Raw genomic sequence first — 18092 nt, forward strand, 5'->3', positions numbered from 1 at the left:
GACCCTGACCCTGCAGGCCATGACCCTGGGCAACAACGGCGGCACCCTTGACGCCGCGGGTGACCTGACCTTTACCGGCACCGACCTGGACAATGGTACCGGCACTTTCACCGGCAAAACCGCCGTCACCCTTAATCTGTTGGGCGCGTTGAACAATACCCACGGCAAGCTGGCCAGCGGCGGCCCGCTGCGCATCGAACGCGCAGGGCAGATCGACAATCGGGGTGGCCAGATGGCCAGCCAGGGCCTGCTGAGCCTGTTCGCTGCCAGCCTGGACAATCGTAACCGTGGGACCTTGATGGCCAACGACCCACTGAGCCTGACCCTGGACGGCGCACTGCAGAACAGCGGTGATGGCTTGATCTACAGCCAGAACGGCGGCCTGCACGTTCAGGCCGGGAGCCTCACCAATGGCAAGGGCACCCTGCAGAGCCAAGGCGCTCTGAACCTGAGCACCGGCGACATCGACAACCAGAGTGGTCGCATCCTGGCCAGGAACGGTAACCTGAACATCGGCGCCGGCCACTTGGATAACCGTGGGGGCGTGCTTTCTAGCGTGCAAGGCGCGATGACCGCCGATCTACGCGGCGTGCTGAAAAACGGCTACGACCCGAGCAACAACCGCCAGGGCGGCGTGACCCAGGCCCAGCGCCTGACCCTCAAGGCCCTGGCTGGCATAGACAACGACGGCGGGCGGATTTCCGCGCAAAGCGGCGATGCGCTGATCACCACCGACGATTTCGATAACCGCAACGGTGGCCTCTACGCCAAGGGCCTTGTCAAAGTTAGCGGCGGCCATTTCGACAACAGCGGCAACAACGGGCAAATCGCCGGCCAGCAGATTAATTTCGACCTCAGCGGCGCTCTGAATAACCACAAGGGCATCATCGAAAGCGACAGCAGCCTGACGATCAAGGCCGCCAGCCTCGACAATCAGACCGGCCAATTGCGCGCCCTGGGAGACGGTGGCGATACACGGCTGGAGCTCGGAGGATTGTTCGACAACCGCGATGGCTCTCTGGAAACCGCCAACCAAAACCTGGCCTTCGACGCTGGTAGCTTCAACAACCGTGGCGGCAGCGTGCTGCACAGCGGCAACGGCCTGTTCGGCCTGTCCATGGCCAACCTCGAGGATGTGGGCGGGCGCCTGAAAACCGCCGGCCAGCTGACCCTGGAAGGCGAACGCTGGACCAACAGCAGCTCGATCCAGGCCGGGAAACTGACAGTCAACGTCAACCACCTGACACAGGCCCGTACGGGCCAGCTCCTAGCCGGCAATGGCCTGATAGGCAGCGGCGTGAACTGGATCAATGACGGCCTGATCGGCAGTGATGCAGGCGTCAATATCGACCTCAGTGGTCATTACAGCAGCAAGGGCCGACTCAGCAGCTTTGGGCAACTGGACCTAAAAGCTGCCCAAGTGGACCTGGCAGACAGTGCCAGTATTGCTGGCGGCGGCAACACCACAGTCTCGGTGTTCGGCCAATTGAACAACGCAGGGCGCCTGAGCGCTGCGGCCGGGCTCACGCTCAACGCGAGTGGCATCAACAATCAGGGCACCCTTGGGGCTGCCCAGAACCTGACCTTGACCACCGGCGGCCTGCTCAACGATCACGGGCTGGTGTTCAGTGGCGACGACATGGGGCTGCGGGTCGACACCCTGACCAACAGCTACGGCAACGTTTACAGCCTCGGTCATCTGACGATCGATCGCGATGGTCAGGGGGCTCTGGCCAGCCGCATCGCCAACCGTTCCGGCACCCTGCAAAGCGATGGTTCCATGACGCTTGCAGCCAGCACCCTTGAGAACATGCGCGATGTGCTGGCCACCAACAACGGCGGCATCTACACCGCCAGAATCGCTGAAGTCGCCTGCATCGAGGGCTACAACGCCGGTGACTGTGGCGGCAAACGCAATCACGTGTGGGAGATCGTTCAGCGCGACAAATTCGAAGTCACCGAAGCGAGTGCGGCGTCGAGCATTGCCGCTGGCGTCAACCTGAATATCAACGCTGGCGACCTGCTGAACCAGAGCAGCAGTATCAGCGCGGCCGGCAACCTGATGGCCACGGTCAACAACTTGACCCACAGCGGCGTGGAAACCGGCGAGACCGAAACCACCCGGGTGTTCATGTCGGCGCGGACCAAAAATGCCAGTGCCTGGTACAACGTCGCTAACGCTGTCACCAACCGATACTGGTTCCAGAGTGCGGGTTATACGCCTGATGACCTGGGTGGTCTGGAAGGCGCGCTGGCCGGTTTTATCGGCATGACCGAACGTGAGTGGGTCGGCCTGGGGACGACGAAAAAACTCGCCGGTGGTGATCAAAGCTATGCCGCAGTGATCCAGGCCGGGGGAGCGGTGAGCATCAAGGCCGGCAATGGCTTCGACAGCAGCGTGGTCCGTCCGGGTTACACCTATGTTGGCAGCGGTGCGCGTACCGATACCCAAGTACCGGGTACCGCCTTCGCCACTCGCATCAGCCTCAGCCCGCAACTGCCCCCAGACCTGACCCAGCAACAGGTCAACCCCCTGGCCCTGCCTGGCTTTAGTCTGCCCGCTGGGCAGAACGGTCTGTTCCGCCTCAGTGGTCAGAGCAGCAGCGCCGCACCAGCTCCGGCGCAGATCGCCGGCCTGCCGGATGCCGCGAACCTTACCCGGCCGCACAAGTACCTGATAGAAACCAACCCGGTACTCACCGACCTCAAGCAGTTCATGAGCTCGGACTACCTGCTGGCCAGCCTCGGTTACAACCCGGACGACAGCGCCAAACGCCTGGGGGATGGCTTCTACGAGCAGAAGCTGATTCAACAAGCGGTACAAGCCCGTACCGGCCAGCGTTTTATCGACGGCCAGAACAGCGACGAACAGCTGTTCAAGTACCTGATGGACAACGCCATTCAAAGCCGGCAACAGCTCAACCTGTCGGTGGGCGTGACCCTGACCTCCGAGCAGGTGGCGGCCCTGACCCACGACATCGTCTGGCTGGAAAGCCATGAAGTGAACGGCGAACAAGTGCTGGTGCCCGTGCTGTACCTGGCCCAGGCCAAGAACCGACTGGCCCCGAACGGCGCCCTGATCGCGGGTAACGACGTCAACCTGATCGCCGGCCAGGACCTGAACAATGTTGGCACCCTGCGCGCGACCAACAACCTGTCGGCCCAGGCCGGGCAGAACCTGATCAACAGCGGCCTGGTGGAATCCGGTAATCGCCTTGACCTGCTGGCCGGCAACGACCTGGTGAACAAGGCCGGCGGCATCGTCGCCGGGCGTGACGTGAGCCTCGCCGCAACCTGGGGCGACGTCATCAACGAGCGCACCCTGACCTCGCACCAGAGCAGCAACGGCAGCTACGCCCAGCAGCGCGACTTCGTCGACAACGCCGCCCGGGTAGAAGCGGCGAACAGCCTGGTGATCAGTGCCGGGCGCGACATCAACAACAACGGCAGCGTACTCAAGAGCGGAGCCGACACCAGCCTCAAGGCCGGTCGCGACGTCAACCTGAGCGCTGTGGAACAGGTGGTCAGCAACGACCGCGGCGTGCGCTACAACGACCTCAGCGTGACCCAGAACGGCTCCAGCCTGCAGGCCGGTCGCGATCTGGCCATCAGCGCCGGCCGCGACATCACCGCCATCGCCAGCCAGATCGAAGCCAAGCGCGATGTGGCGATGACCGCCACGGAAAACCTGAGCCTGGTTTCAGCGGCCAATGAGCAGCATGCGTATAGCAAGACCAAGAAGGTCACCAGCCAGGAGGATCATGTTCAGCAGGTGGGCACCACCTTGGTTGCCGGCGGCAATGTGGCGCTCAAGGCCGGTGAGGATCTTGCGCTGACGGCCAGTCGGGTGACGGCGGGGGATGAGGCGTATCTCTATGCGGGCGGTGATGTGAACCTCAGCGCTGGGCAGAACAGCGACTACAGCTATTACCGCAAGACCAAGACCAGCAGTTCCGGGTTGTCCAGCAGCCAAAAAACACGGATTGATAGCAGCAACTCCATCACTCAACAGGGCTCTTCCGTCAGTGGTGATACTGTGGTCATCCGCGCCGGCCAGGATATTGGCGCGACCGCCAGCGATATTGTCTCCACCCACTCCACCAGCCTGGTTGCAGGACGCAATGTCGAGATCGATAGCGCCACCGAAACCTACGAGCAAAGCCATTCGACATCGAAGAAAAAGTCCGGCTTGTTGAGCAGTGGCGGGATTGGTTTCACCCTGGGTTCAACTAGCGCTCAGAACACCTCGTCCAGCACCACCGAAAACGCCAAGGCCAGCACCATTGGCAGTGTGCTGGGCAACGTCGATATCCAGGCCGGCAAGGACCTGACTCTTAAAGGTTCCGACGTCATCGCGGGCAAGGACATCAGTCTCGTCGGGCAGAACGTCAGCATCCTCGCGGCGGAAAATCACAACAAGAGCGAGCAAACCTCCAAGACCAAGACCAGCGGCCTGACCCTGGCGCTGTCCGGAACCGTCGGCAGTGCTGTCGACGCCGCGTACCAGACCACCAAGCAAGCCAGGGAGGAGGACGATAGCCGCCTTTCTGCCCTGCAAGGCATCAAGGCTGGCCTGACTGGTGTTCAGGCCTGGCAAGCGGCCCAACAGGGCGGCGGGATGAACGGCGATAACATTGGCCAGTTCGTCGGTATCAGCATTTCCCTGGGCTCGCAGCAGTCCAGTTCCAAGCAGACTCAGGAGCAGGTGGTCAGTCAGGGCAGTAGCCTGACCAGTGGCAACAACCTCTCCATTGTGGCTGCCGGTAGCGGTACCGCTGGGGCAGATGGCGACATTCGCGTGCAAGGCAGCCAACTCAAGGCGGGCAATAACGTGCTGCTGGCCGCTGAGCGTGACATCCAGCTTGAGGCCGCGGCCAACCGGCAAAAGCTTGATGGCAAGAACAGCAGCAGCGGCGGTGCCATTGGCGTCAGCTTGGGCGTTGGCCCCAACGGCGCAGGCCTGAGTATCTTCGCCAACGGCAACAAGGGTGTGGGCAAGGAAAAGGGCACCGGCACCACCTGGACCGAGACCACCCTGGACGCCGGTAACCAGGCGAGCCTGATCAGTGGGCGGGACGCCGTTCTCAAGGGTGCGCAAGTCAATGCGGACAAGATCACGGCCAAGGTCGGGCGCGACCTCACGCTGCAAAGCCTGCACGACACCGACGACTACAAGTCCAAGCAGAGCAATGTCAGCGGCGGTGCCAGCTTCACGTTCGGCACGATGACCGGCAGCGCTTCGGTCAGCGTCAGCCAGAGCAAGATCGACTCCAAGTACCAGAGCGTGCAGGAACAGACCGGGTTGTTCGCCGGCAAGGGCGGCTATCAGGTTGAAGTGGGCAAGCACACCCAGCTCGATGGCAGCGTCATCGCCAGCACCGCAGAAACCGACAAAAACCGCCTGAGCACGGGCACCCTGGGCTGGAGCGATCTCAAGAACGAGGCCGAATACAAAAGCCAGATGCAGAGCGCCAGCGTCAGCAGCGGTAACGGCGGTGCTGATGGCTTCACCAGCAACATGCCCAGCGGCATGTTGATCGCCTACAACCACGGCGGCAGTGCCAGCGGCACCACCTCATCGGCAATCTCCAACGGCACTTTGGACATTCGTGATCCAGGCCAGCAGAAGCAGGACGTTGCCACCCTCAGCCGCGACGTCGAACACGCCAATGGCAGCATCAGCCCGATCTTCGACAAGGAGAAGGAGCAGAAGCGCCTGCGAGAGGTGCAGCTGATTGGCGAGATTGGCACTCAGGTGACGGACATTGTTCGGACCGAGGGGCAGTTGAAGGCCGATCAAGAGGCGAGCAAGGAACTTGAAGAGAAAGGTATTTATCGACCAGGAAGCAATGCCAGCAAAGAGGAGGTTGAGAAGTACCAGACGAAGCTGATTGCTACTGATGCCTATCAGCAGATCATGGGCAAATACGGTACGGGTGGTGATTACCAGCGAGTAGCCCAAGCCGTCACCGCCGCCCTGCAAGGATTGGCCGGTGGGGATATCGGCTCTGCCCTGGCTGGCGCCTCGGCACCGTATCTGGCGCAGTTGATCAAGAAATCCACAGGTGACAATCCAGCCCTCAACACAATGGCTCACGCTGTGCTGGGAGCTGCCGTTGCCCAGGCCCAAGGTAACTCGGCAATAGCGGGCGCTGCAGGTGCTGCAGGTGGAGAGCTGACTGCTCGATTGATCACCCAGCAGCTGTATGGCACCAGCGATACCAGCTCCCTCAGTGAAGAACAAAAGCAGACAGTGGCTGCGCTATCGACGTTAGCCGCTGGGCTTGCGGGGGGAATTGCGAAAGGCGATAGCGCGGGTGCAATTGCGGGTGCCGGGGCTGGCAAGAATGCTGTGGAAAATAATCATTTAGGAACAGGGGTCAATATTTTTGGCCATCAATTGGGTAAGGACCAAGTAGCGGAATTTGGCAACGAACTCAAAGCATCCTGTGGTGATTCCGGAGGGCTGCAAGCTTGTCTGAAAACTTACGACACATGGAAAGAAACTTCCTACCGGCAGGGCGGGTTGGAGACAAAAGAGGCTCAGGCAGGGTGGGAAGAGTTCGTAGAGGCAGTTTATACAGAGAAAGTGCTGCCTCTATGTAAAGGGAACGCTGCTTGTGAGCGCAATGTTGCTACCCATATGGCCGTCACGACGGTGACGTATGCGGGCGACAGCGTAGGTATAGGTCAGGCAATCGGCGAGGCTACCCGGGCAGTCAATTTGGCTAATGGAAACTGGGTTCGCCTTGGGTTTCAAGCTGTAGAGGATGCGAGTTTCCTGACTACGTTTAGTAGTATGCTCGGAATAGCCGGGAAGGGTGGAGGTACTGATGGTTTATTGACTTCAGAGAAAGTTTTAGGTGGTGCGGGTGGTAATTGGAAAGTAATAAATGAGGTGGTAGATCCCTCTGTAGTGAAGCAAGTAAATAGTCTTAGCTGCGGGCAAGCTTGTGTTGAAATGATGCTTGGGGATCGCAAGATTAATGCTTCTCAAAATGTTATTTCGAAACTTGCGGGTGACGGAGCAACCTATGAGACGCAGCTGGCCTCCGTACTGAATAAGCTAGACTCTTCTGGCTCTCGTAAGTGGGTTGGATCTGGTGTTGATGCGGACGATATAGGGACTTTTCATGGGCTGAGTTCAACTGGGGCGTGGGCTGCTCAGCTTTGGGAAAGAGGTAGTAAAATCGGACATTGGGTTGTGGTAGATGGCTTGGATAGCGGCGGGCGTGTGATGATTCGTGATCCATGGAAAGGAACTAGCTACAAAATGGATATGAAAGAATTTCAAGGGACGTGGAATGGTTATTCAATCTGGGGGCAGTAGATTATGAAATTAGTGGTTGTTAGTTGCGAGACGAAAAATAAAGGAGTGTATTCGTTTTTTTTAAAGTATGGAGAGCAACTTTTTTTAGATGAGGTGAAAGTGTGTCAAGGTGTCGTGCTATATGTTGAATATGGGGTGGGTATTCAGGAGATTTTACATAAAAATGCAGAAAGCGTGAAAAATATGCATCGATTAGTTTTTGAAATTTATCGGGGGGGGGACGTGGTTTTTCCTTTCTATGTAGGTGATTTTTAGTTAGGAGAAGATCTAATTTTTTTTGGTTGGAGTAATGAAGTAGTCGAGCTAAATAGTACGGCGGAATCTAGAAACCAGATTCAGAGCGCAAACGTCAGCGTTACCAGTTCATCGGTAACCTACAGCGGCACCTTGGAGATTCGTGATTCAGGCCAGCAGAAGCAGGACGTCGCCAACCTAAGTCGCGATGTTGAACACGCCAATAACGCCTTGAGCCCGATCTTCGATAAGGAGAAATAGCAAAAACGCCTGTGTCAGGCGATGGATATCATTCGGACTCGGGGCACCATTGACGCGGTCAAGGCTCAGAAAGATCCGCAGATGCTTGAGGCGGACCGACAGAAGTTGGTTATCCAATAACAACGAGTGTGACATCGAGTGCAAAGGCAAGATTGCGCAGCAAGGAGCTAGCGGTGGTCTGGTACTTTCTGCTGCTATGTTGGCGGCTGTAACCGCCACTGCAGCGACCCCTGAAGTCATTGTTCTTGTCCGTGCTTCCACGGCTGGTTGCAAGGTTAATCCGGGGCTGTGCGTTAACGAAGCCAATATTTGGCTAGCCGAATTTGTGGCGAGTGAGGTACTACCAGCCGGATTAGTCGCCGGTGGAGCGGCCAAACTGACAGCGGAGCAGCTCAGCGACGTCCGAGCGTTGAGGGAGCTGCAAAAGCAGACCGGGAAACAGGTGAGCTCTGAGGCATTGTCTGTTGTTTTGGGGGGGAGTGCGGGAGCCGGTGGAAGCTGCAATGTTCTGGATGAAGTCGTAAATCCTAATGTTGTAAAGCAACTTACTCCCACAGGTTGTGGAGCGGCCTGCGGTGAGATACTGCTGAATGATCGTGGGATTTTTACTACTCAAGTTGAGTTGGGGGCAGAGCTGCCCCCCTACGAATACCTTGGCAAACAAGCTGAATAAATTTGACTCTGGTTGGGCAGGTAATACTGTTGTATACGTCTAGTTTTAATGCATTGAATAAAACAGGCTTGTGAAGTGCAATAATGTGGGATTCGGAAAATAAAATAGGGCGTTGGGTTGTTGTTAGTGGGGGTGATGATGCGGGCCGAGTGTTGATTAAAGACTCGTAAGATGGATCTTTATAGCTTTAAGGACGTATGGAATGGGCAATCCGTATATAAGCAGTAGCGTTGTAATTCGGTCGCTTTGTTATTCTGAGGGCTCTCAGGAAATTCTTTATGTTTTTATAGTTGACGGCGTTGAGCGAAAACTAACCGGGAAGATGCATGATGACTCAGATATAAGAGGTGTTGAGTATAGTTGCGAACTGGATGAGTTTGTGATGTTACTCATGCCATTTGATGAAAAAACATCAAAAAAGCTGTTTTCAATATCTTGGATGTATGTTGACGGCGAGGACGTTGAGTTTCCAATCACTTTAATTCGATTGTGATTTTGTAGCTGCAAAAGGAACTGCTGGAGAAAAGGCGTGATAAGAAATAATGCTATTATTTTAGTGCTGTTTTTGCTTGTGGGTTGTGCCCCTTCATACTCTCACTGGACTGACGGGATGAATGCTCTGGTTGGTACTAAGTTTGAGTCCCATATTTATTCGGACTGTAGTCGAGGGTGTGGAGATTCGTATTGGTCGCCGGTAAATAGAAATGAAGTGTTTGATCGTGTGCTCGAAGAAGGGGAAGGCAGGCGCTTTTACATAACGTGGATAAGAGATTGTCGATATTCTGTTTTGGTTTCTAGGGATGGAATTATAAAGTCTTGGAGATATGAGGCCGCAAACACGAAAAGCTGTTATGTTTTTTAGTCTAATGGCTATAGATAGGGACGAGCAGCTTTGAAAGAGGTGACTATTTAAAGAAGCGGGAGGTCGTGAAATACAGGAGTTTGTATTCAAGTGAGTCAGATGCTGAGACTGTCTTTTTTTAGTGTTTTTCTAATTTTTTCCGGATGTAGTGTTGGTCCCTATATTCATCCTGAATCTACGAATATAAATAAGGGTCACTCTAATTCGACTTGTCATGGCAGGCGAAGTGCCTTTTGGTATGGGATTGTAAATCCTGGCGATTTTTCTGGAGCGGTGATTGCGACTGTTTATACCACGCTGCCAGGTACGCCAGAATTTGACCCTGTTACTCGATCTATTACCGGTACAACAGACACTCAATTGAGAATTGAGTTTGAGGTTCATCCATATAAGCCTGAACAACAATGGGCTTTCGGCAAAGAGGCCAAGGCCATTGTTCGACAAGCACATGTCATGCAGAAAATGCATGCGCAAAACCCTACGTTCATCAGTACATCCTCGTCTTATATAGTGTTGCGATTGAACAATGGAGACCAGAGAGAAATTTTTGCTCCGCAAATACAGACGACTTTTGAAGCGAAGAAAAATCGACCCAGTGTTATATCTATCCAATTGTCGCCGGGGCAGTTGGACGATTTTTCGATAACCCTTCCTGATATATTTGTGAACACTAAAAAAATCGATATTCCGACCATGCATTTCAAAAGTAATGAATGCCGAAGGAGATGAATGTGTTGCTGAGCAATATAAGTGAGCAACTTCCGCTAAAGGCAGCGGGCGACTTTAAAGTCGCCCTTATTTATTGACTAGGTCATTTGCGGTTGCAAACGCCGTGATGTCACATCCAGCAGATCACAGCCATCGCGCAGCAGGATGCTGCACACCAGGGTCAGTTCCTGCAGTAGCACCGGTTCGCTGCGCAGGGTCTCGGCGGCGAAGTTCTCCAGCAGTTGGGTCGCGGCGCGGATGCGAAAGGCTGCGGCGTCGTGCAACACATCGATGGGCGCCTGGGTGTCGATCAGCAGGGAAGGAATCAGGCAGTCGTGGCCGGTTAGGGATATATAACGGTTCATTAGTACACCTCGCTTAATGGATCGATGTACTCGTTACTCCGGTCGCCAAACCAGGTCGCCATATGGGCGACGGCCGGACTATAAGCCGCGAGCTTGCGAGGGTGCAAGGCAAGTGTGGTGGCGTCTTTTCCGAGAGCGTTGTAGGGCTTTTTCCGTACACATCTATCCCGCTTGCGACTGTATTTCCAGGTGTTTAGCCAGGGCGCTTTTGGCGAACGGTCGGCTAGCCTGTATGTACATTTGTAAATACGAAATTGCTCATGTACGTTGCATGGGACGAGGCCAAGAACCACGCCAACATGCTCAAGCACGGCATCGATTTCAACGATGCGGTGCTGATGTTCCAGCGCCCGGTGCTGTCCTTGCGCGATGAGCGCCTGGACTACGGCGAGGAGCGCTGGGCCAGCCTCGGTTGGATCAGGGGCCTGGTGGGCGTGGTGGTCCATACCGAGCGGCGGGGTCATGCGGTGCGCATTATCTCGGCGCGAAAAGCCACTAAGCGGGAGGCTAAATATTATGTCCAACGGATCGAAAACTGATTGGGATCGCCTGGCGAAAACCGATGACCAGGGCATCGATACTTCTGATATTCCCGAGCTGGATGACGATTTCTTTCGCCGCGCCGAGGTGCACCTGCCGGGCAAGAAGGCCGTGACCATTCGCCTGGATGCCGATGTGCTGGAGTGGTTCAAGGGCCAGGGCGCGGGTTACCAGACGCGGATCAACCAATTGCTGCGCCAGTACATGCAGGCCCACCGGGACTGAGGCCTGTGCATCATTTCAGGAGGCGGGCGGATGGCCCGCCGCTCTTTCCGGCCGGCCGTGGAGGGTGGTCGCCATTGCGATTCCTGTCTGAAATATTCATTTACAACTACCCCCGTCCTCAAGCTCAATCTGCTCCCTTGCCTGGTGCGAAGGAGTGCGCTCTTTCGTGCAGGCTATAGTCTTGTGCTCACCCTGACCTCATCCGCAAATAAGGTGCTTTCGTATGTCTCGCTTTGCCTCCCGCAATACTTGGCTGGCCGTTGGTGCCGCGTTGCTGTGCCTGCACTTGCCCGTGCAGGCACAGGAGCGTTTTACCCTGAACATTCCCGGGGTTTCGGATGACCGGCTGTTCACTACGGGCAATGCCAGCGATGCCAAGGGCTGTGGCGGGCACAATAATTCCCCGGCCTTGAACTGGACCGCCGGCCCGACCGGGACCTTGAGCTACGCCATCGTCATGCACGACCCGGACGGGGCCAAGGGCCAGGGCGTGGATCACTGGGTGCACTACGGCATCAAGCCCACCACCCGGCAGATTCCCGCCGGTGCCGGCAACAAGCCGAACCTGGAAGGGCTGGCCGGCCTCAACAGCCGCAACGGTACTTCCTATATGGGCCCGTGCCCGCCGGTGGGTGACAGCGCGCACCACTACATCATCCAGATCTACGCCCTGGACCTGCCGCCGGAAGCCCTGCCCGCCGGGCTGACCCGCGCCCAACTGCTGGAAAAGATCAACGGTCACGTACTGCGCAACAGCAGTGTGGTGCGCCGCTATTCCCGCTGAGTGAAATTTTTTTCGAAGGCTTAACCCGAATCGCCCAGGGGCTTCGTCTGAAGGGGGGAATGGATCATTTCTTTCCGAGGTCAGCCCCATGTCCCTTCCCGTGCATTTCCTTCGTCCGGCCGCCCAGGGTTTTGCCGCCGGCCTGTTGCTGGCAGTTGCCGGCTGTGGTGTGTCGTCCAAGCCCGAATCCGCTGCCGGCTCGTCAACCCAGGGAGCATTGCAGGCTGCGCCTCAAGCGCAGTACGAGGTGCAGCATGCCGATGCCACCATGGCCAAGCGCGCTGTGCATCCCATGAGGTTGTCAGCGCCGATGCCGGCGCCCATTAGCTCACGGGATTCGCTGGTGGCCGGTTACCGCGACGAGCCCCGGGAGCAGTACCAGAAACTGCCGGACAACCCGATCCACAGCGTCGCCGAAGCACCGGTCTCGACCTTCAGCGCCGACGTCGATACGGGTGCCTATGCCAACGTCCGCCGCTTGCTCAACCAGGGCAGCCTGCCGCCGGAGGGCGCGGTGCGCCTGGAGGAACTGGTCAACTACTTCCCCTACGATTACGCCCTGCCCACGGACGGCTCGCCCTTCGGCGTGACCACCGAGCTGGCGCCGTCGCCGTGGAACCCCCATACCCGCCTGCTGCGCATCGGCATCAAGGCATCGGATCGCGCGGTGGCGGAGCTGGCCCCGGCCAACCTGGTGTTCCTGGTGGATGTCTCCGGCTCCATGGATCGCCGTGAAGGCCTGCCCCTGGTGAAAAGCACCCTCAAGCTGCTGGTGGATCAACTGCGGGACCAGGATCGGGTGTCGCTGGTGGTCTACGCCGGTGAATCACGGGTGGTGCTGGAGCCCACGTCCGGTCGTGACAAGGCGAAGATCCGCACTGCCATCGACCAGCTCACCGCGGGTGGTTCCACGGCGGGCGCCTCGGGTATCCAGCTGGCTTACCAGATGGCCCAGCAGGGTTTTATCGACCAGGGCATCAACCGCATCCTGCTGGCCACCGACGGCGACTTCAACGTCGGCGTCAGCGACTTCGACAGCCTCAAGGCCATGGCCGCCGAGAAGCGCAAGAGTGGTGTCTCCCTGACCACCCTGGGGTTCGGTGTGGACAACTACAACGAGCACCTGATGGAGCAACTGGCCGATGCCGGTGACGGCAACTACGCCTACATCGACAATCTGCGCGAAGCGCGCAAGGTGCTGGTGGACCAGCTCAGCTCGACCCTGGCGGTGGTGGCCAAGGACGTGAAGCTGCAAGTGGAGTTCAACCCGGCCCAGGTCAGTGAATACCGCCTGCTGGGTTATGAGAACCGTGCACTCAAGCGAGAAGACTTCAGCAACGACAAGGTCGACGCCGGGGAAATCGGTGCAGGGCATACGGTTACCGCGTTGTATGAAATTGTCCCGGCTGGCGAGAAGGGTTGGCTGGAGCCGCTGCGTTATGCCCAGGCCAAGGCGCCGCAACAGAGTGGCAAGCAGGGCGAGCTGGCCATGCTGCGGCTGCGCTACAAGGCGCCGGAAGGCGGCAGCAGCCGCCTGATCGAACGGCCCATCAGTGCCCAGCAGCCCGGCAGCCTGGCGGCGGCCAGCCCCGACCTGCGCTTCGCCGCAGCCGTGGCGGCGTTCTCCCAGCAGCTCAAGGACGGCCGCTACACCGGCAACTTCAGCCTGGCCGACACGGTCAAGCTGGCCCAGGGCGCCAAGGGTGCCGACCCTTACGGCCTGCGAGGCGAGTTCGTACAGCTGGTGGAGCTGGCGCAAAGCCTGCAAACTCAGGCGCCGAAAGCCCAGGCGGCGCAGCCCGTGGACTTGAGCCAAGTGCAGAGCCGCCTTGAGTAGACCTCAGACCCGCAGTGAACAGGAGTTCAACCGCCCTATGTCTGCTGCCCAATCCACCAGCGACGCCAGCAGCGATGAAACGCTGCTGGCGCGTTACCGTGCCGGAGACCCCGCGGCCTTCGAGGTGCTTTACCAGCGCCATCGCCAGGGCTTGTATCGCTTTGTGCTGAGCCTGTGTGGCAAGGCCGAGCTGGCGGATGAGGTCTACCAGGAAACCTGGCTCAGCCTGATCCGCAGCACCAGCCAGCCCCAGGGCCGGGCCAGCTTCCGGACCTGGTTGTACCAGATTGCCCGCAACCGCTTGATCGACCACTGGCGCAAGCACGGCCAGCGCAACCCGTTGCACGACAGCTATGACGAACAACTGCACGGTGAAGCCGACCAAGCCCCCGGCCCCGAACAGCAACTGAGCCTGTGCCGCGACCAGCAGCGTATCGAAGCCGCCCTGCAGGACCTGCCCGAAGACCAGCGCGAAGTGTTCCTGCTGCGGGCCCACGGCGACCTGGAACTGCCGGAAATCGCCAGCCTGACCCAGGCTCCCCTGGAAACGGTGAAAAGCCGTTTCCGCTATGCGTTGAAAAAATTGCGTCGGCTCCTGGCCGAGGAGGTACTCACATGACTGACGCCCGACAGACCCCAACCCCCGAAGAGCAGATGCTGGCGCATATCCGCCAACACAGTACCCAGGAGCCACCGGCCCATCTCGACGCCCTGATCCTGGCCACTGCCCGCCGCGAAGCCCCGGCGCCCAAGCCCGGCTTCTGGCAACGCTGGATGCAGGCCTGCCTGCGGCCGCGTTATCAACTGGCTTTTGCCAGTCTGTTTGGCGTGGCGCTGGTCATCGGTTTGCTGCGGCCTTCCCCGGAGCACTATCCACAAGAGCAGGCCTTTGTCCCTGCGCCCGCTCCAGCCCCAGCTGCGCCCATGGCACGCCAGGCGGCGCCACGTTCCGCCGAGTTGGCCGGGGCCTTGAGCGTCCCTGAGCCGGCTGCCCCTTCGCCCATCGCTCCGGCGGCCCCTGTCGGCAGTTTTGCCGCGGCGCCGGAGATGGAAGCGTCCGCTGATGCAGCGCCACCTGCGATGGCCAAGCCCAGGGCCGAGTCGAGCAAGCTGGCCAAGCGCATGTCGGCGCCGGTCGCGCCCCGGGCGATCAAGCGATTGAATGAGCAACTGCAGACAGTGCTGCGTCTATGGGACGAGGGCCAGAACCGCGCGGCGGCCGAGCTGCTGCTCCAGCTGCAGGAAACTTATCCACAGGAGGATCTGGACGCGCGCCTGCAAGCCTTGCGTCGTCAATAAGGTGCGGGGGTTGGCTGTCGCAGCGGAAAACGCGCACTATCTGCCCAGTTTCCAGAAAGTGAGAGGCCGGTCATGGCACCCCGCATCGACCGTATTGCTGCAATGTTGAACTGCCCGATCAAGGGCGCGGAGCTGCGCCAGGCCATCAAGGAAAGCCGCAAGGACTTTGGCCTTGAAGAGGGCGAGGACCTCGATCAGCAGGCCGACGACGAAGACGATCAGGCGGACCCGCACTCCGACGCCGTCGAGGAGGAGTGATCCGGCAGCCCCAGCGCTCAGGCGTAGGGGGTGGCGGGCAACTCGATGAACTCGGCGCAGGCACCGTCCGCGGTCATGCGCCGGGCCCGTTCCGGCAGCAGCCGGGCGTGGTTTTCCACTTGCCAGCGATACCAGCTCAGGCGCTGCACGATCCGCCGCCGGCAGGGCTCCGGCAATTGCCCCAGCAGGTCGACACTCTCGGGCGCCCAGCGGGCTCGGGTCGAGTAGTAGCAGAACAGGTTTTCCCGCAGGCCGAAACAGTCCTCAATGCTTTCCTCGACGCTGTACGCGTAGCGCTCGAAGCTGGCACTCAGTTGCTGTGCGCCGTCGGCGTTGTCCCGCAGGTAGGCGAAGATCCCCGGCCAATTGATGCAGTACAGGTGCTCGTCCCAATCGCCGTCCCGGGTCAGGTACTGGCCCTGGCCGCGAAAGAACTGCAGCACTTCCTCGCGCTCCAGAGCCACTTCAAAGTTGCTTTTCATCGGGTGTTCCCTTGACGTCGGCGATGCTCACAGATAACGCCACGCATTCGATCACGCAATCGAAGCCGATTTCCAGGCGCAGGTGATAACCGGGGCCCAGGCGAGTGAGCTGGGTGCGCATGCGCCCGTCGAAGCGCGTGCCGCTGACCGCCAGTTCGCTGATGCCCTGGACCTTGAGCACGAAACTGCAGTGGGTCGCCGCCTCGATCACCGGCCAGCTGGCAGGCACAGACAAGCGCGGCAGTTCACCGCTCAGGTGCAGGCTCAGTTGCTCGCCCTGGAACTGCGGGCCCTGGGTCTCCAGGTCATAGGGCGTGGCGGTCACATCGAACTCGGCCCGCCAGGCTTCAGGGTTGTCGATGCCGAACAGCCAATCCCCGCCGAAACGCTCACGGTGCGGGATTGCCCGGCACTCTGCCAGCGAAGGCAATTGCGCGCGGACCAGGTCTTCCTGCCAGCGCTCCCGTGCCGCGTTCAGCAGGCGCTGGAAAAGGTCCCGGCTGTTGTCGATCACCCCTGGCCAGTTGCTGGGCCACTGATCGTATTCGTAGTCGTCCTCGATGGGCTCCCAGATCTGTTCGAAGTCATAGTCCGGGTCATCCAGGGCCGCTTGCAGCACCTCCACCAGCCGCTGTCGATGCCGGAAATTCTCCCGGGAACCGTGGCGCATCAGGCCGTAGTGGCGGACCAGGTATTCGCGGTCGTCCGGGTCATTGGGGTTGTAGCGGTTCAGTTCGGCATCCAGGGCCGGGGGCATGTCATAGCCCATGAACCAGGTGACCCAGTCGCGTATCTGGGGCTCGAAGGGTTGATTGTGCAGGGGATGGCGCAGCATCGGGACCTCCTGTCCGGGGGCGGCGAATGTAGCAAGTTGCGCCTCGCCAGGACAGCCCGGGGCCGTCATGTGTGCGGGGTGCCGTCCGGGCATTGCGCCGTTTTGCATCGCGGATCAACAAAAAAGCCCCAGGCCGTAAGACCTGGGGCTTTTTCGCTGAAGATGGCGCACTCGGCGGGATTCGAACCCACGACCCCTGCCTTCGGAGGGCAGTACTCTATCCAGCTGAGCTACGAGTGCAGTGCGGGCGACATCATACCTATGTCGACTCGGGGCGTCCACGCCGGTTTTCATCGGCTGGTGCTTGTCCGTCGCAACCCCCGGAAACCCGGGCCGTAGTGGCAGTTTTTCCTGCTGAAGCTTCCTCGTACCTGCGCGCAACCTGCAGCCAGAACCGTGCAATCACGGGGCACAGGGAGGTGCAGGAGATGAACTGTTCCATGCCGGGCGGCCTGCAAGCGGGCCTGCCGGACCAACTGTTCGAAGCCAGCTGGAGGGCGGTATTGCCCGGTTTGCAGCGCCGCGCCCGGCAGTTGGCGCGGGGCAACGCCGATGGTGCCCAAGAGTGGCTGGCGGCCACGGCGATCAAGGCGCTGCTGTTCTTTCGCCGCTCGCCGGAGCGGATTCGCGACCCCCAGGGCTTTCTGTTCCTGGTGCTCGATCATGTGTTTGTCGACAGCTGCCGCCGGCAGGCCCGGGAGCAGCGCCTGTTTGTGGATTTCGCCGGGCTCGAGGATGACCCGCTGCAGCAGCTGGAGGCCCCGCAGATGTCGGTGCTCGACCAGGTGGAATTGCTGGAGACCCTGGCCCTGCTCAGTCGACGGGTGGCGCAACTGCCGCCGAAGAAGCGCCGCCTCTTTGAACTAAAGTTTGTCGACGACCTGCCCTATCCCCACATCGCCGCCGAGCTGGGCATGAACCAGCCCTTGGCGCGCAAGTATGTGCAGCTGTTGCGGGCGCAGTTGCGTTGATGCGGCCTGAGGTTTCACAGCCGGCTCGCTCGGGCGTTCCTGTTCAGTGAGCCTGTTTTCGATGCTGTAGCCGGTGCCACCGCCTTCTGCGGTGGGCCATTCCATCTAAGGAGAGATGTATGCCCGATCCAATGGTCAACTCGCAGATCACCGATGCCGTCACCCAGACCAACGTCAAGGTCGTGGCCGAGGCTCCGGCCCAGGCCATCGCCTCGCTGTACCAGGTGGCCAGCCACTCGGCCGGCCTGTCGCTGCAGAACGCGGTCAACAGCCAGCAGGCGCTCAACCAGATCTCCAATGCGGTGGTGTCCAAGGCCGTGGCGCTGATCATGGCGATTGGCGAGTAGGGCTGACCGCCCGGGAGAATCGTCATGGCCTGGTTCAAGAAGAAAACCCCACCCGCAGCCGCGGCCGATGAAAGCGCCGGC

The 18092-nt window shown here is 59.3% G+C and carries 17 protein-coding genes and 1 tRNA gene; 14 read left to right on the forward strand and 4 right to left on the reverse strand.

Annotated elements, in window-relative coordinates; translation table 11 throughout:
• From F6S12_RS24125 to F6S12_RS24145, 5 genes are all read left to right on the forward strand, one after another.
• A partial coding sequence (locus tag F6S12_RS24125) for a hemagglutinin repeat-containing protein (protein WP_315869391.1) occupies nucleotides 1–7330 on the forward strand: 7330 nt, incomplete at its 5' end.
• A 3-nt stretch (nucleotides 7331–7333) separates the two neighbouring features.
• A complete protein-coding gene (locus tag F6S12_RS24130) occupies nucleotides 7334–7585 on the forward strand; it encodes a hypothetical protein (RefSeq protein ID WP_134532523.1) in 252 nt (83 codons plus the stop codon).
• 325 nt (nucleotides 7586–7910) lie between these two features.
• Nucleotides 7911–8498 carry a hypothetical protein gene (locus tag F6S12_RS24135; RefSeq protein WP_155246647.1) on the forward strand — a complete coding sequence of 196 codons (588 nt, stop codon included), beginning with the start codon at nucleotides 7911–7913 and terminating at the stop codon, nucleotides 8496–8498.
• Between the two features lie 202 nt (nucleotides 8499–8700).
• Nucleotides 8701–8991 (forward strand): hypothetical protein, encoded by a 291-nt coding sequence (locus F6S12_RS24140; RefSeq protein ID WP_051167100.1) that lies wholly within the window; start codon nucleotides 8701–8703, stop codon nucleotides 8989–8991.
• Nucleotides 8992–9450: 459 nt separating this feature from the next.
• Nucleotides 9451–10089 carry a hypothetical protein gene (locus tag F6S12_RS24145; RefSeq protein WP_134532526.1) on the forward strand — a complete coding sequence of 213 codons (639 nt, stop codon included), beginning with the start codon at nucleotides 9451–9453 and terminating at the stop codon, nucleotides 10087–10089.
• 77 nt (nucleotides 10090–10166) lie between these two features.
• Here the strand turns inward: F6S12_RS24145 and F6S12_RS24150 are convergent, their stop codons facing one another.
• Complete coding sequence (locus F6S12_RS24150) at nucleotides 10167–10433, reverse strand: hypothetical protein (RefSeq protein ID WP_011058550.1); 267 nt, start codon at nucleotides 10431–10433, stop codon at nucleotides 10167–10169.
• A 260-nt stretch (nucleotides 10434–10693) separates the two neighbouring features.
• On the opposite strand from F6S12_RS24150, the gene F6S12_RS24155 reads away from it, so the two are divergent.
• From F6S12_RS24155 to F6S12_RS24185, 7 genes are all read left to right on the forward strand, one after another.
• Nucleotides 10694–10972, forward strand: coding sequence for a BrnT family toxin (locus F6S12_RS24155; protein ID WP_053148401.1), 279 nt, complete (start codon nucleotides 10694–10696; stop codon nucleotides 10970–10972).
• A complete protein-coding gene (locus F6S12_RS24160; protein ID WP_011058552.1) occupies nucleotides 10950–11198 on the forward strand; it encodes a BrnA antitoxin family protein in 249 nt (82 codons plus the stop codon). The genes F6S12_RS24155 and F6S12_RS24160 overlap by 23 nt, the downstream gene beginning before the upstream one ends.
• A 223-nt stretch (nucleotides 11199–11421) precedes the next feature.
• Entirely contained in the window at nucleotides 11422–11982 is a 561-nt protein-coding gene (locus tag F6S12_RS24165; protein WP_011058553.1) for a YbhB/YbcL family Raf kinase inhibitor-like protein, read from the forward strand.
• A gap of 88 nt (nucleotides 11983–12070) precedes the next feature.
• Complete coding sequence (locus F6S12_RS24170) at nucleotides 12071–13819, forward strand: vWA domain-containing protein (RefSeq protein ID WP_041774025.1); 1749 nt, start codon at nucleotides 12071–12073, stop codon at nucleotides 13817–13819.
• A gap of 37 nt (nucleotides 13820–13856) precedes the next feature.
• Nucleotides 13857–14438 (forward strand): RNA polymerase sigma factor, encoded by a 582-nt coding sequence (locus F6S12_RS24175; protein WP_011058554.1) that lies wholly within the window; start codon nucleotides 13857–13859, stop codon nucleotides 14436–14438.
• Complete coding sequence (locus F6S12_RS24180; RefSeq protein WP_065364754.1) at nucleotides 14435–15118, forward strand: hypothetical protein; 684 nt, start codon at nucleotides 14435–14437, stop codon at nucleotides 15116–15118. Before F6S12_RS24175 ends, F6S12_RS24180 begins: the two co-directional genes overlap by 4 nt.
• 72 nt (nucleotides 15119–15190) lie before the next feature.
• Complete coding sequence (locus F6S12_RS24185) at nucleotides 15191–15376, forward strand: hypothetical protein (RefSeq protein ID WP_015633704.1); 186 nt, start codon at nucleotides 15191–15193, stop codon at nucleotides 15374–15376.
• Nucleotides 15377–15393: 17 nt separating this feature from the next.
• Here F6S12_RS24185 and F6S12_RS24190 read toward each other — a convergent pair whose 3' ends face one another.
• The 3 genes from F6S12_RS24190 to F6S12_RS24200 form a co-directional block, all read right to left on the reverse strand.
• Nucleotides 15394–15858: a hypothetical protein gene (locus tag F6S12_RS24190; RefSeq protein WP_011058557.1), complete on the reverse strand. Its 465-nt coding sequence runs from the start codon at nucleotides 15856–15858 to the stop codon at nucleotides 15394–15396.
• A complete protein-coding gene (locus tag F6S12_RS24195) occupies nucleotides 15842–16693 on the reverse strand; it encodes a hypothetical protein (protein ID WP_015633705.1) in 852 nt (283 codons plus the stop codon). Before F6S12_RS24195 ends, F6S12_RS24190 begins: the two co-directional genes overlap by 17 nt.
• 163 nt (nucleotides 16694–16856) lie before the next feature.
• Nucleotides 16857–16933 (reverse strand) — tRNA-Arg (locus tag F6S12_RS24200).
• A gap of 188 nt (nucleotides 16934–17121) precedes the next feature.
• Here F6S12_RS24200 and F6S12_RS24205 point away from each other — a divergent pair.
• Together F6S12_RS24205 and F6S12_RS24210 are read left to right on the forward strand one after the other, a co-directional pair.
• On the forward strand, nucleotides 17122–17664 hold the full coding sequence (locus F6S12_RS24205; protein ID WP_072443737.1) for an RNA polymerase sigma factor: 543 nt from the start codon (nucleotides 17122–17124) through the stop codon (nucleotides 17662–17664).
• Nucleotides 17665–17783: 119 nt separating this feature from the next.
• The gene (locus F6S12_RS24210; protein WP_011058560.1) at nucleotides 17784–18011 is read left to right on the forward strand and encodes a RebB family R body protein; all 228 of its coding nucleotides are present in this window, start codon (nucleotides 17784–17786) and stop codon (nucleotides 18009–18011) included.
• Nucleotides 18012–18092: the final 81 nt, after the last annotated feature.

Source organism: Pseudomonas sp. JV245A (assembly GCF_032424515.1).
Taxonomy (GTDB): Bacteria; Pseudomonadota; Gammaproteobacteria; order Pseudomonadales; family Pseudomonadaceae; genus Aquipseudomonas; species Aquipseudomonas protegens.